16 protein-coding genes are annotated in these 13,753 nt (G+C 69.0%); 2 read left to right on the top strand and 14 right to left on the bottom strand.

Annotation, left to right across the window (positions count from 1 at the left end; translation table 11 throughout):
* Positions 1–68 precede the first annotated feature (68 nt).
* The gene (locus OV427_RS21330) at positions 69–371 is read right to left on the bottom strand and encodes a helix-turn-helix domain-containing protein (protein WP_267857981.1); all 303 of its coding nucleotides are present in this window, start codon (positions 369–371) and stop codon (positions 69–71) included.
* 127 nt (positions 372–498) lie between these two features.
* On the opposite strand from OV427_RS21330, the gene OV427_RS21335 reads away from it, so the two are divergent.
* Positions 499–864 (top strand): VOC family protein, encoded by a 366-nt coding sequence (locus tag OV427_RS21335; protein ID WP_267857982.1) that lies wholly within the window; start codon positions 499–501, stop codon positions 862–864.
* Between the two features lies 1 nt (position 865).
* Here the strand turns inward: OV427_RS21335 and OV427_RS21340 are convergent, their stop codons facing one another.
* From OV427_RS21340 to OV427_RS21365, 6 genes are all read right to left on the bottom strand, one after another.
* Entirely contained in the window at positions 866–1,354 is a 489-nt protein-coding gene (locus tag OV427_RS21340) for a hypothetical protein (protein ID WP_267857983.1), read from the bottom strand.
* Between the two features lie 15 nt (positions 1,355–1,369).
* The gene (locus OV427_RS21345; RefSeq protein WP_267857984.1) at positions 1,370–1,813 is read right to left on the bottom strand and encodes a DUF4326 domain-containing protein; all 444 of its coding nucleotides are present in this window, start codon (positions 1,811–1,813) and stop codon (positions 1,370–1,372) included.
* A gap of 19 nt (positions 1,814–1,832) precedes the next feature.
* Positions 1,833–2,111 (bottom strand): hypothetical protein, encoded by a 279-nt coding sequence (locus OV427_RS21350; RefSeq protein ID WP_267857985.1) that lies wholly within the window; start codon positions 2,109–2,111, stop codon positions 1,833–1,835.
* A gap of 58 nt (positions 2,112–2,169) precedes the next feature.
* Positions 2,170–2,751 carry a DUF7691 family protein gene (locus tag OV427_RS21355; RefSeq protein WP_267857986.1) on the bottom strand — a complete coding sequence of 194 codons (582 nt, stop codon included), beginning with the start codon at positions 2,749–2,751 and terminating at the stop codon, positions 2,170–2,172.
* 73 nt (positions 2,752–2,824) lie between these two features.
* Positions 2,825–3,553, bottom strand: a complete 729-nt coding sequence (locus tag OV427_RS21360; RefSeq protein WP_267857987.1) for a class I SAM-dependent methyltransferase — start codon at positions 3,551–3,553, stop codon at positions 2,825–2,827.
* A gap of 59 nt (positions 3,554–3,612) precedes the next feature.
* On the bottom strand, positions 3,613–4,101 hold the full coding sequence (locus OV427_RS21365; RefSeq protein ID WP_267857988.1) for a hypothetical protein: 489 nt from the start codon (positions 4,099–4,101) through the stop codon (positions 3,613–3,615).
* A gap of 247 nt (positions 4,102–4,348) precedes the next feature.
* On the opposite strand from OV427_RS21365, the gene OV427_RS21370 reads away from it, so the two are divergent.
* Positions 4,349–4,915 (top strand): imm11 family protein, encoded by a 567-nt coding sequence (locus OV427_RS21370; RefSeq protein ID WP_267857989.1) that lies wholly within the window; start codon positions 4,349–4,351, stop codon positions 4,913–4,915.
* Between the two features lie 68 nt (positions 4,916–4,983).
* On the opposite strand, the gene OV427_RS21375 is transcribed toward OV427_RS21370, so the two are convergent.
* The 7 genes from OV427_RS21375 to OV427_RS21405 all read right to left on the bottom strand — a co-directional run bounded on the left by OV427_RS21375 (position 4,984) and on the right by OV427_RS21405 (position 13,727).
* Positions 4,984–6,828 (bottom strand): serine/threonine-protein kinase, encoded by a 1,845-nt coding sequence (locus OV427_RS21375; protein ID WP_267857990.1) that lies wholly within the window; start codon positions 6,826–6,828, stop codon positions 4,984–4,986.
* A gap of 173 nt (positions 6,829–7,001) precedes the next feature.
* Entirely contained in the window at positions 7,002–7,805 is an 804-nt protein-coding gene (epsA, locus tag OV427_RS21380) for an exopolysaccharide biosynthesis glycosyltransferase EpsA (RefSeq protein WP_267857991.1), read from the bottom strand.
* Positions 7,802–9,988 (bottom strand): GH44 family glycoside hydrolase EpsB, encoded by a 2,187-nt coding sequence (gene epsB / locus OV427_RS21385; RefSeq protein WP_267863456.1) that lies wholly within the window; start codon positions 9,986–9,988, stop codon positions 7,802–7,804. Before epsB ends, epsA begins: the two co-directional genes overlap by 4 nt.
* Before the next feature lie 54 nt (positions 9,989–10,042).
* A complete protein-coding gene (gene epsC / locus OV427_RS21390; protein ID WP_267857992.1) occupies positions 10,043–10,597 on the bottom strand; it encodes a serine O-acetyltransferase EpsC in 555 nt (184 codons plus the stop codon).
* 9 nt (positions 10,598–10,606) lie between these two features.
* Positions 10,607–11,620 carry an exopolysaccharide biosynthesis glycosyltransferase EpsD gene (gene epsD / locus OV427_RS21395; RefSeq protein WP_267857993.1) on the bottom strand — a complete coding sequence of 338 codons (1,014 nt, stop codon included), beginning with the start codon at positions 11,618–11,620 and terminating at the stop codon, positions 10,607–10,609.
* Entirely contained in the window at positions 11,617–12,144 is a 528-nt protein-coding gene (locus tag OV427_RS21400; RefSeq protein WP_267857994.1) for a hypothetical protein, read from the bottom strand. The genes epsD and OV427_RS21400 overlap by 4 nt, the downstream gene beginning before the upstream one ends.
* A 161-nt stretch (positions 12,145–12,305) precedes the next feature.
* Positions 12,306–13,727 (bottom strand): hypothetical protein, encoded by a 1,422-nt coding sequence (locus tag OV427_RS21405; RefSeq protein WP_267857995.1) that lies wholly within the window; start codon positions 13,725–13,727, stop codon positions 12,306–12,308.
* Between the last annotated feature and the right edge of the window lie 26 nt (positions 13,728–13,753).

Genomic DNA, 13,753 nt, shown 5'->3' on the forward strand with positions numbered 1-13,753 from the left:
TCACACCGGGCGTGCGCGGGCGACGTGTCGGGAGCCGCGTGCCGACATGTCGGAAGCGTGTCGGGGCGCTACCTGCCGCGCACCCAGGGCCGGAGGACTTCGTAGACGGGCACGGCGGTGAGGCTGGCGCGCTCGGCCTTCACCAGCCGACGCTGCTTGAGCAGGCGCAGCGCACCCTGCACCGCGCTCTTGGACAGGCCCGTGTCCTCGGCGACCTGCGCCAGGCTCGCGGAGACGGACCTGTCCCTCGCACCCGCCGTGCGGTGCCACAGGTGCAGGTACACGAGGAACGCGGAGGGCGAGCGGTCATGCCCCACCAGGTCCGGCATCAGTGTCTGGAGGACGTAGGCATCCACGGGGACGGTGCTCATGTGCTGTAGTCCCTATCGCTATAGTTGCTCGCACTATAGTGCATACGCGGCGCCTTTCGCTGGCGCGCAATCCGCGCTACCTGACGTTCCGCGTGCCCGGGGCGTGGCGCGCGTGGAGACAGCGGACATGATCAAGATGGTGAAGTTCGTCAGCATCCCGGTGAGCGACCAGGACCGGGCCCTCGCGTTCTACACGGAGAAGCTCGGGTTCAAGGTGGCCACGGACCAGCGGTTCAACGAGAAGCAGCGTTGGATCGAGCTGAAGATTCCCGGCGCCGAGACGGGCGTCGTCCTCTTCACGCCCGAGGGCCATGAGGACCGCATCGGCGGCTTCTTCAACGGCTCGTTCGCGTGCGACGACGCGATGAAGACCTACGAGACGCTGAGCGCGCGCGGGGTGGAGTTCGACGGGCCGCCGCAGAAGCAGCCCTGGGGGACCTTCCTGAAGTTCAAGGACCCGGACGGCAACCAGTTCGTCCTCTCGTCGCGCTGAGCTACTCGGCGCAGGGGAAGGACGTGTCCAGTGTCTTGCTGCTCTTGATGCCGGTCCCCGTCAGCGTGACGGTGAGCTTCACCTTCGAGGCGCACACGTAGGGAATCAGGAAGGGCACCTGGGTGACGCCCTTCTCCGCGAGCGCGTGCAGCTCGCGCGTCTGCGTCACCTTGAAGCCGGGGCTCTCCCCGGCCTCGGAGGACTCCTTCGGCGCGGTGGCCTGGAGCTTGAGCTTCAGCGGCGCGCTCCCGTCGTAGGTGCCCTGCAGCTTCACGACGATGAAGGCGTCCACGTTCATCCCGTACGGGTCTGACGCGGCGTCCATGGCCACGACGGCGCCCTGCTGCCGGTCATAGACCTGGGCCTCGATGCTGGCGATGGAGACACCCGGCGCGGCGGGCTTCGAGGCGGCGGGAGCGCTCCCCGCGGCGGGTGCGAGGAGCAGGGAGCAGCCCAGGGCGAGGGCGCGCAGGTGGAGTCGTGCGGTCATACCCGCAGTGTAGTCCTACCGGCGTGCCTTCTTCGCGGGCTGTGCGTTCACCCACTCGGAGAGGACGTCCGCGTGGCAGGGGCCGGGCTTGCAGAAGCAGCCCAGGCGCTTGCCGCGCAGGCCGAGCACGGCGGCGCGGTAGTCCGCGTCGTGCCGGGCGCGCAGCTCCAGGTACCAGCGGAAGGACTTGAAGGCGTCCTCGTCGGGGCCCATGCGGTGCAGGGCCTCCTCGCGGATGCGCGCCTGTTCATCTTCCGGCAGCGTCGCGAGCCACGGGGCGAAGTAGGTGCGGAACATCGCGCCCGGAGTGCGCACGCCTCCGGGCTTGAAGGGATTGCCGAAGCGGCCGGGCACCGGGTTGATGGGGCTCGGCTTCGCGTAGGCGCGGAAGGCCCGGCCCACGTACACGTCACAGCCGTCGTGCACGTGGACCGCGGTGGTGCGCTGGGTTCCGCTCATCCACGGGGCTCCCTCGCGCCTACTTCTTCCCGCGCTTCTTGCCGGCGGCCGGGACGGCGGCCGGGACGGTCTGCTGCTCGGCGGCGACCTTCAATTCGTCGCGCTCCTTCGTCACGGAGGCGACCTCACCCTCCAGCTCGGTGACCTTCTCCTTGAGCGCCTTGTTCTCCGCGCGGAGCGAGTCCGCGTCCTTGCGCGCCGTGTTCGCCTCGATGCGGGCCTTGTTCAGCTCGCGCGAGGAACCGCACCCGACGAGGGGAACCACCGCCAGCGCCACCACAGCCATCCATGCCTTCATCTGTTACTCCTGGTTGTCTCGGGCCCGCGGTGCCGCGGGCCCGGAAGTCCTGCGTGACTCAGTGATAGTAGCTGACGAGCCCACGCCCCTGCGCCGCCGCGTCGCGGAACCAGCCCCGGACACACTCCACGATGCCTGCCTCCTCGCCCTTGGGTGTCTTCGCGCCCTCGAAAGCGGCGGCCACCTTCTTCACCGTGGCCTCGTCGACCCAGCCGGCGAGGGGGAAGTCGTCGGGGTAGGGGAGCTTGACGGGGAGGCTGACGCCGTAGAGCGAGTCCACCTCGAAGGGCACGCCCATCTTCTTCAGCACTGCGTTGACCGGGGCGAAGTCGGGCCTGTTCCACGGGTACACGGCGCCGTTGTCGAGGAAGCGTCCGAAGTGCTCGACGAGGAGCTTGAAGGCGTAGAAGTAGATGCCGCCGCGAGCGCCGTCCGGCACGGTGCCGTCGATGATCTGCCGCAGGGCTTCGTACGTGTTCGGCCCGCCAGAGGAGAAGGTGTGCTCGAACAGCTCATCCAGACTGGCGAGGTCGCGCTTGAAGCGTCCGCCAATCATGCGGCGGAGCTTCTCGTCCTTCGAGCCGGCCGCCTGCCGCAGCTTGTTCGTGTCCACCGCCCACACCATGAAGCCGTAGCCCACGCAGTGCCCCCCTCTGCGAAAGTCGTCCCGGATGTAGGCACCACTCGCGGCGGACTGCAACACCCGTCGAGGCTCAGCCCCGGTACTCGTGAACCCACACGTGCTCGAGCCCCCAGGTGAAGAGCATCCGGTGACGGGAAAGGACGGTGAATCCTTGGGACTCCACGGGTCTCGTCACGGTGAGGATGCGTGTGCCGGGGCGGCAGGTGCGGAAGCGCTCGACGAGGCGGGCCCGCGTCTCCGGGGTGAGGGCCGTCCAGTTGGTGAAGACATGGGTGGCGTCCGCGAGGTCCGCGTGGGTCGCGTCACCGACGACGAGCTGTGCGCCCGCGCGCTGCAGCGGCCCGGCGGCGAGGGCGACATGGCCCGGGAGCAACTCCACGCCGCGGGCCTTCGCGCCCAGCCACCGCGCGGCGAGCAGCGTGCGCCCGCGCCCCGCGCCCAGGTCCACCAGGTGCCCGTCCTTCCCGAGCCCGGCCTTGCGGAAGAGCCACAGCGCGGTGTGCACGGGCGTCTCGCCGTACATCAGCTCGTTGAAGGTCTGCCCGCTGGCCTGGAGCAGGCGCGTCAGCTCGAAGGAGCGGCGCAGCCGGTAGGGGGACACGAGGGCTTCGCGCAGCCACAGGCCCAGGTAGGGCCCGAGCAGCCGGGGACGCCACACCAGCACCGCGAGGTCCCCGAGCCGCGTGAGCAGCTCGAGGACCATGGACCACAGGCGGATGAGGATGAGCCGGGGGAGGGACACGGCGAGGTCGTCGTCGTGAGGTGCCTTCACCGGCGGGCTGGAGGGCTCCTGTGCCATGGCTTCGAGGTGCGCAGGATAGCACCCGTGCTGCGTGCGCTCGTGCCAGGGGAATGGGGCTACTCGGGACGCCGCGGGTGCCGTCCCGCGCGCAGGAAGGCGAGGATGGTGGCCTTGTCGCCGGTGGCCAGCTCGTAGGGAATGCCCGGGGCGATGACGCCCGGACGCGCGGCGAGGGCGTCCACGGCCTGCTGCGCCTGGGTGAGCTGGATGCCGGCTCCACCGCCGCCGAGCACGAGGGGCGCACCCAGCTTGAGGTCCAGCACGACGACCCAGCGCCGTGCGGGGCATGGCTCGGACATGTCGACGACGACGAAGTCCCCCGCGAAGCGGCGCTGGTCACAGCGGAAGACCCACATGTTCCGCTTGCGGCTGAGCAGCTCGCGCACGAAGGGCTTCTCGTCACTCTTCAGGGCGTAGCGCTCGGACAGGAGCGAGGCGGTGGAGAGGGAATGGCCCTCCTCCTTCGCGAGGAGCAGTGCCCATGGGTTGGCGTGCCCGAGCAACCGCAGGGTGACGGGCAGGACGATGGGTGGCTCGCGAGGCATGCGTCGGATGGGTCCGCCAGCGGCAATCCACGATTGTGCTGCGTGGACCGCATCCACGACCATTGTCTCCGCAGTGCGTAGACAATTGCGAGCGCCCGCAGCGGAGTCCCCTTTGACACGACTTTGGGCAGTGCCACTGCTCCTGTTGTTCGTTGGGTCGGGTTGTTCGACGGCCCGAGTCGTACGCCTCCAGGCGGACCATGACGTCACGCTCGTCACCGACGGGGCAGCCCCGTAGGTTTCACCCATGTCCCGGCGCTTCTTCGAGCTACACGATGACGTCCATGTACCCGGACGCTGGCACCTGGACGCGCCCACTGACAGCAGGGGCCGTGAGGTGAAGGACCCTGACAGGTTCAGGCAGGGGACCCCGGTCCACGTGAAGGGGCGGCTGCGCATTCCCATTGAAGAGCCGGGACGCTCCCTCGACTTCACCGAGGCGGGGCTGCGCATCCCCGTCGTTCACGTCAGGGTGGCGACGCTCTTCTCGGAGCTGGCCCCCGAGGACGTGCAGCTCATCCCCGTGGACATCGAGGGACATCCAGACCAGTACCTGCTCCTGGTGGCCACCCGCCTCATTCGCTGCATCGACGAGAAGGCGTCCCGGATTCAGCGCTGGACGCATGAGGACGGAGTGCCCGAGAAGGTTGGCCAGTACGCCTTCGTGCGCGGCCTACGAATCGACAAGTCGAAGGTGGGCGATGCCAGGGTGCTCCGGCCCGAGGGGTGGACTGGAGCACTCATCATCTCCGAGGCCCTCAAGACTGAGCTGGAGCGCATCCAGGCCACGGGCGTGAAGCTCACGGAGGTGTAGTCCGCATCTCGCCAATGCAGGAGGAGCCCCTCGCGCGTTCCACGTCGTGGAGACTGCCCCTCGGGAATCTACTGGTTCCGCAGGTACTTCTTTTCCCATGCCTTGCGCGCGTCTTTGAGCGCGAGGCGTTCTTCCCGGGTCTGCATGCGCCTGGCTTTCTCGAACAGTTCCTCAAGCTCCTTCATCGCCTCTGAATCGACAGGGGATGAACCTGCCTGCTCCTGCAGCTTCTTCTTGTCCTTTTCGAGGAAGTCGAGCTGGCCCTGTTTGAAGGGGTCTGGCTTCTCGTCTGTCTCGGCGGAATGCGCAGGTCCCGTCGCTGACTGCGGGGAAGGCTTCTTGTCGACGTCAGGAGTCCCCGTGGCTCGCTTCTCCTGGACGTAGCCATTCAGCCTCACCTGGAGCGCGTCGAGCTCGGCCTGCAATTTCTGGAGGTCATCGACGCTGTTCACCTTCGGCGCGAGTTCGCTTACCCGTTTCAGGTCCCGCCCGATATCCAGCCCCTCTCCGGACGGGATGCTCTTCTCTACTTCAGGGAACATCTTCTCCAAGCGGGACAATTGCTCCAGTTGTTCTGGAGTCGCGGTCTGGCGTGAGCTGGACGAGCCCTTGGACGTCTGCGCTGATTCCCTGCTGGGGCCTTGGAGCGGAGCCTTCTTGGCCGCCGAGGGCTGGCTCGCGGCCGTGGGGGCGGGCGGGTCCAGGGGCTGGCCCGCGTCTGGAGGCATTGCTTCCGGACCCTGTGATGGCACCGCCACGTCAGGCTCATTCGCCGCTGGTGGAAGCACCTCAGGAGTCGGCTGCGCCGTGGGCGCGTCGGGGCGAAGGACTTCTGCCCTCACTTCAGGCTGTGCCTTCGTCGTGGGCACTGCTTCGTCTGGCGTCCTGGGCCAGACAAAATATGTGCTTCCGCCCAGTGTCGCGAGCAGCAACGCTCCAGCCAGCCATCTCCGCCCATGTCTCGCGTTGGAAGGGCGGGACGGTGTCTCGACCTGCAGCGTCGAGGTCTCTGCTTCCGATACGGGCGTGACGGGGAGCGAAGCCCTGGGCACTACACCCTGTGACAACGGCACACGCTGTAACGCCTGGCGCACGGCCTCAGCGGACTGCGGGCGCAGCGCGGGCTCTTTCGCCAGGAGGTGGAGCACGAGGGTGTCGAGCTCTGGCGGAATGCCCGGTGCCTTGGACGAAGGCACAGGCGCAGGCTGCTCCACATGGGCGAACAACACCTGGAACGGCTCGCCCTTGAAGGGGCGCTCGCCGGTCAGCATCTGGAAGGCGATGACGCCCACCGCGTAGAGGTCCGCCGAGGGGCTGCTGGGCGCTCCGCGAATCTGCTCGGGCGCCATGAACTCTGGCGTTCCGAGGATGGTGCCCTCGAGCGTGGTGGGACCGTCATGGGACTGCACCAGCTTGGCGATGCCGAAGTCGACCAGCTTGACGGAGTGGCTTCCGTCCCGGCCCTCGACCATGAACACGTTGCCGGGCTTCAGGTCGCGGTGGACCACGCCCGCCTGATGGGCGGCGCCCAGCGCGGCGAGCATCTCATCCAGGATGCGGATCGTGGTGCTGACGTCCAGCCGCCCCTGCTTGCGGATGAGCGCCGAGAGGGAGTGGCCCCGCAGCAGCTCCATGGTGATGTAGGGGCGCCCATCCGGGAGGTCACCGAACCCGAAGATGTCGATGATGCCCGGGTGGTGGATGGCATTGACCGCACGGCCCTCGATCAGCAGCCGCTCCACCTGCTGCTGAGAGACGAGCTCCGCGCGCAGCACCTTGATGGCCACCTGCTTGCCAATCAGCGGATGGACCGCGCGGTAGACGACGCCCATTCCTCCAGAGCCGATGCGCTCCTGGACGATGTACTCGCCCACCTTCGTCGACAGCAGCGGGTCCGTGGCGGAATCTGCCACGCCACTCGACATCTTTTCGCTTGCGGACATGACCTTGGTCAGGGGCTTTCAAATGAAAGCCACGAGGACGGTTATATCGCCTGAGCAGGGAATCGCATGGGGGTCAGTCCAGACACGGGCTGCGCTTTGAGGAGCAAGCGGTCCTGTGGAAGAGCGTACCCGAGGGGTACCCGCTACTCCGCCTTCCCACCCGTCCGCTGCCAGAACTCGCGCAGCAGAATCGTGGCGAAGCGCGAGTCATTCAGGATGTACCGGCGCCACAGTCGCTTCGGCTCATTGGCCAACCGGTACAGCCACTCGAAGCCCGCCTTCGCAATCCACTGCGGCGCGCGCTTCGCCGTGCCGGCGATGAAGTCGAACCCCGCGCCCACGCCAATCGCCACGGTGGGCCCCAGCTTGTGCGCCACCTGCGAAATCCACACCTCCTGCTTCGGGCTGCCCAGCGCCACGAAGAGCAGGTGCGGGTCCTTCTCGCGAATCTTCGCCACAATCGGGTCGTTCTGCGCGTCGCCCGCGTCCAGCTTCACCATGGGCGAGTCCCAGCCCACGACCTCAATCCCGTACTTCTCGCGGACGGTGTTCGCCACCTTCTCCGCCACGCCCGGGCCCGCGCCCATCAGGTACACGCGCCACTTGCGCTCCGCCCCCGCCTGCATCAGCGGAAGAATCAGGTCCGAGCCCGCGATCCGCTCCGGCAGCGACACGTCCATCGCCTTGGACGCCCAGACAATGGGCATCCCATCCACCACCGAAATCGTGGCGCGCGAGTACGCCTCGCGGAACTCCGCGTTGTCCTCGGCCAGCACCACGTGGTCCACGTTGGCCGTGAAGACGTAGCCACCCTGGTGCAAATCCACCAGGCGGCCAATCTCGCGGATGGCCTCCTCGAAGGTGAGCTGGTCGATGGCGAGCTGGCCAATGCGCAGGCGCGGCTTGCCGGTGGAGAAGGAGGACGTCGAAGGGGACGCGGCGTTCATGGCTTCTTCACCGTCAGGTCGAGCACCGTCATGGAATAGGGCGGCAGGCGCTGCGTCAGCGAGCCCTCCGCCTTCGCACCGGGAGTCTGCTCGGCGAAGCCCCCCGGCGCGCCCGAGTAACCCAGCACGCGCACGCTGTCGAGCGTACCGCAGCCCTTCAGCTCAATCTGGGCCTGCGCGGCCTCGTCGGGGTTGAAGTTGAGGACCACCGCCACCAGCTTCTTCCCCGAGTCGTCCCGCGAGACGAACAGGCTGGTGCCGTCCGCCGCCTTCGCCGGCACCCAGTTGTCCTGGAAGCGGCTGCCCTTGCCGTCGAAGTCGCGGTACGCGCGGAACGCCCAGAACACCGGCGAGCCGTCGGGCGGGTACTGCCAGAAGAAGGCGGAGAGGATGTTCTCCTGCGCGAAGCGGCCCAGGGCCTCGGCCTGCGCCAGGCCGCCGCTCATGTGCCTGAAGGCGCCGAAGTTGTACTCGCCAATGGAGATGCCCCGGCCCGGGTAGTTCGCCGCAATCCACTCCTTCATCCGGGGGATGAGGCGCACGGGCTCGCCAATCCAGGACTCGTCCTTGTAGGTCGGGTCCCACAGCCCGCGCACGCTGCGGATGCGGCGCGCGTTGGTGTCCTTGTCCGTGTTGCCGTCCAGCCCCACGCCCACGTTGGTCTGCGGGTAGAAGTGCAGGTCCACCACGTCAAGGATGCGCGTGCCCGTCTTCTTCTCGTGCTCGCGCAGCTGCCGCAGGTACCAGGGCAGCAGCGGCTCGTTGCCGTGCGCGAGCCGGTCCGAGTGGTTCATCTTCCCCGGCGCGAAGTCGGCCGCGGACCAGAGGTAGTTCGTCCAGCCCCACTCGGCCGGGCCGGCGATGACGGCCTCGGGGTCCGTCTTCCGCACCGCGGTGCCGTACGCAATCGTCCGCTTGAGCAGCTCGTCATAGCCGAGCGGCTCGGGGAACACGTCGCGGTGCGTGGAGTTCCAGAGCATCGGCTCGTTGTCCAGGATGTACATCTGGACGCCGCGCGCACCGCGGGCCTTGTCCTTCTCGCGGATGGACGCAATCCACTCGGCGATGAACTCGGGCGGCGCCTCCACGCTGGTGAGCGAGGGCTCGCCGGGCTTCAGCGGGGTGCCGTCCCGGCTGGTGCCATTCCCGTTGCCGTTGTCATCGCGTTGCTGCTCGCCGAAGCGGGACACCGGGAAGCCGGCGGACTTCGTGTCCTTGGCCACCCAGCCCAGCATGGGCACGGTGAGGGCGGACTGGATGCCGCGCTTGCGGTTGGTCTCCAGGAAGTCGTCGGAGGAGACGCCGATGTCGACGTTCTCGTAGTACCAGTCGTTGGCGGTGTTCCACGCGCCGCCCAGCTTCCAGTTGTAGCGGGACGTGGGGTTGCCGCCCCAGCGGCGCGCGCTGGCGCCCATGCGGAACTGGTGCGTGTCCTGCTTCTCGTGCAGGCCGTCGAAGGCGATGCCGTAGATGAGCGGGCTGATGCGGTGGCCGGGCGCGGTGCAGTCGATGGACATGCGCGCCTCGCGGCCGGTGCCCTTGCCCGTCTTCCCGCCTCCCGCGGCGAGCGCGGCCGCCACTTCCGGCGGCAGCGGGACGAGCGCCACCTTGTCGAAGAGCACCCAGTCCCGGCCCACGTCCTTGGACGCGCGCAGCACCACGCGGTCGAACGTCTCGCCGCGCGGGTTGAGCAGGTCCATGGGGATGACGACCTCCGTCCACTCGCCGTCCTTCTTGACCTTGAGCTCGGGCGTCACCGGGACGCGCGGGAAGGTGGCGGCGCCGGGGGCGTCGAGGCGCGCCTCCAGGAACTCGCCGTAGGCCTCCGGGGCGCTGAAGCGGAACGTGAGCGCACCGAAGCCTCCCTCCAGCTTCGGCCGGTAGAGAATCCACCCGCCGTAGTTGAACAGGCGCATGCGCGCCGGAGCGCCCTTCGGCAGCTCGCGAGGCGACCAGCCGATGTCATTCCACCCGGAGGACAGGCCGCCGTCGTAGACCATGACGGGCGTGGTGGACGGGGCAGGCGTGGGGGCTGCTGCTCCGCTCGCCGGGGTCTCCGTCGCCGGAGCCTGGGCCTCCGCGCCCGAGCCACCCGTGCCCGCCGCGTCCGTACCCATCCGTGCAACCGCCACCGTTCCGCCCGCGAGCAGGGCGCACGACAGCACGGCCGCGCCAGCCTTCATCCGCGCACGCTTCACACCATCCTCCATGAGCTTCCTTCCCCCGGCAGCAGCGCCTCAGAGCGCGACGTCGTCCTGGTCCTTGCGCGGGAAGATGCGGGCGGGAATGCCCACGGCCACGCTGTCGGGAGGAACGTCCTGGAGCACCACCGCATTCGCGCCAATCCGCGAGCGCGCGCCGATGCGCACCGGCCCGAGGATGCGCGCCCCGGCGCCAATCCACACGTCATCCTCGATGACGGGGTAGCCGTTGTCCTTCGCGGTGCCCACGGTGTTGTTGCCGTAGAAGCGCACGCGGTCGCCAATCTTCGCGTCGCCGCCGATGACGACGCCCAGGCTGTGCACGAAGTACACGCCGCTGCCGAGCGTGACGTCCTTGCCGATTTCAATCCCCATCACCGCCGTCTGCGTCACGCGCAGCACGTGGTTGAGCAGGGGAATCCGGTACGTGAGCGCCGCCTCGCGGGCGCGGTTGAGCGCGGTAATCCGGTACGAGTCGCTGGTCAGCACCACCCGGGCGATGGACTTCGCGTCCGAGGAGCCATTCGCGGCCTTCGCCAGCTCCAGCGCGTCCGTGACGAGCGAGCCAATCATCGACGTCTTGAGCTTCATGGTGCCCACTCAGTCCTCTCGCCCTTGCAGGTAGCGGGCGACCTCGCGGGCGACGCCCGTCCAGCCGCCGGCCTCGTTGCGGGCGCCGCGCAGGTACTCCATGCCGTACGCCACGGAGGTGCCGGCGAAGGCGGCCTTCTCCAGCCCCAGCTTGTCCGCCGTCTTCGCCACGTTCATCACCGTGTTCGTCAGCACGCGCGTGGCCTCGGGGGCGACGACGGTGGCGGCGAGCAGCGGGCGGGCCAGCGGGTTGGTTTCGAAGAGCAGGCGCCACGGATTGAGGCCGCGCCGGTCCGGGTGCTTGCGCGCCACCTGCGTGTCGAACATGCCGTAGCGGTTGGCGCGCTTGAGCCAGCGCTCGAAGGACACGTGGTCGCTGCCGTGCAGCACGTACGCGTCGCTGGCGAAGACGAAGGTGCAGCCGGCCTTCTCCAGGCGGACGCCCAGCTCCACGTCCTCGGACTGGCCCAGGGACTTGTCGAACCCGCCCACGCCCACGTAGTCGGCGCGGTGGAAGGACACGTTGCCGGTGTAGAGGTGGTTGCCGCGAGCGCGGGCGCCGGGGGCGGACAGCTCGTCGGCCATGCGGCCGTTGAGGTACGCGTACCAGCGCTCGAACAGCGGCATGTCGCCAATGGACGGGTCCGGGCGGATGCGGCCGAGCACCACGTGGCGCGAGCCGGGCGGGTGGTGCGCCAGGTGCCGCTCCAGGAAGTCCGGGGCCACCTGCATGTCGTCATCGGTGACGAGGACGACCTCACCGCGCGCGGCGATGACGCCCCGGTGGCGCGCGGCGGCGGCGCCGGCGTTCTGCTGCACCTCCACGCGCAGGCTGTACGGGAGCTTCTGCTCGAGCAGCGGCTCGCGCACGGGCTCCTTCGAGCCGTCGTCCACGACCACGACTTCGAACTGCTCGGGCGGGAGCGTCTGGCCGGCGAGCTGCCACAGCAGGCGGGTGATGAGCGGCAGCCGGTTGTAGGTGGCGATGACGACGCTGAGGCGGGGTGTGGAGGCGGCGGTCATGGCTTCTTCTTCTTGTCCTGCGCGGCCTTGGCCTTCTTCTTCTTGGCCTTGGGGAAGATGACGCTGCCCACGAAGCGCTCCGCGCCCACGTACTCCATCGTCTTCCGGGCGGCGCTGAACTCCGTGTCACCGAGCCCGACGCAGAGCAGGACGCCGTCGGAGGCGAGCGCCAGGGGCAGGCTGGCGGGGTGGGTGAGGAGGGAGTCGAGGACGACGACGACGCGCTCACCCTGGGCGACGCGCTCGCGCAACTGCACGACGAGGCGCGTGGCGTCTCCGGGGGAGATGCCGGTGGCGTCCTGGAGGTGGATTTTCTGCGAGTACGCGTAGGGCGCGCCGGCCTCGAGGATGGCGGTGGCGGCCTCGAGCGCGGGCCCGCCGGGTTGGGCGGGGACGATGGTGAGGTAGGACCAGGCGCGGCGCTCGAGCGCGAACCACAGCCGTTGCAGCTCCGGAGATGGCACGGAGCTGTCGGGCGGAGCGGCATCCGCGGGACTGGAGGGTGCGCTGGAGTCGGCGGCCATGGGGAGGCGCCCGGTATAGCGCAACGCGTGGCGGGGGCCCAACGACCTGCCCGGGCGGGCAGGAGAGCGGGTGTTGGTTGCCCTGCTCCCAGGGATTTCGCGGGCTTCTCGTGGGGGAGGGGGCCGGCCGGGCGCCACGTGGGCGCCCGGCGCCGCCTGGCTCAGCCCGCGGAATAGAGGTCCGGGGACTGGGAGATGAACGAGTGGTCGCGGGGCGGCTGGTCTGCTCGCGCGGGCGGATAGAGGCCGTTGGTGCTGCCGGGGTTGTTGATGAGCGCGAGGAAGTTGTCGGCAATCTCCCGGTAGATCTGGTCGGCCGTCTTGGTGCCGTTGTTGAAGGCGCGGGACTGGGCCTCCGTCCAGCCCTTGTTGAAGGCCACCAGCAGCGCCCAGTCGGGCTGGGCGGCGTCCAGCCCGGGCCACGAGGTCAGCATGGGGCCGAAGGGCGTCTGCTGCGTGCCCACGCCCCGCGCGGCGTCCTCCGCCGACGGCATGGCGTTCGGGTAGACCTGCTGCGCCTTGTAGAGCGTGAGGTTCGCGAAGACCATCAGGTTGTAATACGGGTCCTGCACCGCGCGGGCGATGTCGATGTCCGGCATCTGCAGCGTGAGGTTGGCGTCCGCCGGGAAGGGGTCCGCGGCGGTGCCCTGGATGCGCTGGCCGTTCTGATAGACGTCCACGGACGCGGCGATGGTGACCGTGGGGAAGGTGAGCTGCGTGAGCCCCAGCCCCAGTGTGTCGCCGGTGGTGCGGTCTCCCTGCTTGACGCCCGCATCCCAGCCGATGTTGACGGGCACCTGCTGGCCGTTGACCTGGATGGTGGGCCAGCCGTTCTCGCCCTGGACCTGGGTCCACAGCTGCGGGTAGCCGTCTCCGTTCAGGTTCCGGTACTGGTCCTCCGGCTCCAGGAACTGACGCGGGTAGGGGTCCTGGTAGTAGCGCGCCTGGGCCTCGCCGAAGGTGTAGGCCTTGAGGATGTCGGCGGGGACGCCCGTGCGCAGCTCCACGGCCTCGAAGAGGATGAGGTACTCGTTGCGGGAGAAGTCCGTCACGCCCGCCATGGCGCGCTCGGAGATGAGGTCGGCGCGGGTGAGGACGGCGGCGCGGCGCGCGCGCTCGTCGGACGGGAGGTCCGCGGGCTGGGCCGCGAGGTAGGCGTCGTACTTCGCGAGGGCGGCATTCGCGGCTTCCTCGCGGATGGCATTCGCCTCGGCGATGTTCGCGCCCTGGGGAATGACCGCGTTGTCGCGCGCGGCCGTCCGGATGGCGGAGCGGGCGCGGTCGCCGCTGAAGCCGTCCGCCTCGGGCATGGAGACCCGCGCCGGGTCGATGTTCGAGCGCGTGGTGGCGGCGGGCTCCGAGCCCAGGTCGAGCGCTCGGGACTGGGGACGTCGCGAGGTGAAGGTGTCCTGGGGCCGGCCCGTCTTCCGGGCGGCTTCCTCCGCGGCACGCCGGACGGCCTCCTCCGCGGCACGTCGAGCTGCTTCCGCCGCCGCGCGCCGGGCGGCTTCCTCGGCCGCGCGCCGGGCCACGTCCCCCGACGTGGATGGCGGGACCTGCGGTCCATTGATGGTGTTGCCCATGGCTGTTCCCCCTCTTCGGTGTCACC

The sequence above is a fragment of the Pyxidicoccus sp. MSG2 genome (assembly GCF_026626705.1).
Classification (GTDB): Bacteria; Myxococcota; Myxococcia; order Myxococcales; family Myxococcaceae; genus Myxococcus.

What these genes read in the sequence shown, in the direction of transcription:
- OV427_RS21400 (WP_267857994.1), bottom strand. Translation starts at nt 12,144, where the DNA reads ATGGCCGCCGACTCCAGCGCACCCTCCAGTCCCGCGGATGCCGCTCCG.
- OV427_RS21340 (WP_267857983.1), bottom strand. Translation starts at nt 1,354, where the DNA reads ATGACCGCACGACTCCACCTGCGCGCCCTCGCCCTGGGCTGCTCCCTG.
- OV427_RS21330 (WP_267857981.1), bottom strand. Translation starts at nt 371, where the DNA reads ATGAGCACCGTCCCCGTGGATGCCTACGTCCTCCAGACACTGATGCCG.
- OV427_RS21335 (WP_267857982.1), top strand. Translation starts at nt 499, where the DNA reads ATGATCAAGATGGTGAAGTTCGTCAGCATCCCGGTGAGCGACCAGGAC.
- epsC (WP_267857992.1), bottom strand. Translation starts at nt 10,597, where the DNA reads ATGAAGCTCAAGACGTCGATGATTGGCTCGCTCGTCACGGACGCGCTG.
- epsD (WP_267857993.1), bottom strand. Translation starts at nt 11,620, where the DNA reads ATGACCGCCGCCTCCACACCCCGCCTCAGCGTCGTCATCGCCACCTAC.
- OV427_RS21365 (WP_267857988.1), bottom strand. Translation starts at nt 4,101, where the DNA reads ATGCCTCGCGAGCCACCCATCGTCCTGCCCGTCACCCTGCGGTTGCTC.
- epsA (WP_267857991.1), bottom strand. Translation starts at nt 7,805, where the DNA reads ATGAACGCCGCGTCCCCTTCGACGTCCTCCTTCTCCACCGGCAAGCCG.
- OV427_RS21360 (WP_267857987.1), bottom strand. Translation starts at nt 3,553, where the DNA reads ATGGCACAGGAGCCCTCCAGCCCGCCGGTGAAGGCACCTCACGACGAC.
- OV427_RS21405 (WP_267857995.1), bottom strand. Translation starts at nt 13,727, where the DNA reads ATGGGCAACACCATCAATGGACCGCAGGTCCCGCCATCCACGTCGGGG.
- OV427_RS21345 (WP_267857984.1), bottom strand. Translation starts at nt 1,813, where the DNA reads ATGAGCGGAACCCAGCGCACCACCGCGGTCCACGTGCACGACGGCTGT.
- epsB (WP_267863456.1), bottom strand. Translation starts at nt 9,988, where the DNA reads ATGAAGGCTGGCGCGGCCGTGCTGTCGTGCGCCCTGCTCGCGGGCGGA.
- OV427_RS21370 (WP_267857989.1), top strand. Translation starts at nt 4,349, where the DNA reads ATGTCCCGGCGCTTCTTCGAGCTACACGATGACGTCCATGTACCCGGA.
- OV427_RS21350 (WP_267857985.1), bottom strand. Translation starts at nt 2,111, where the DNA reads ATGAAGGCATGGATGGCTGTGGTGGCGCTGGCGGTGGTTCCCCTCGTC.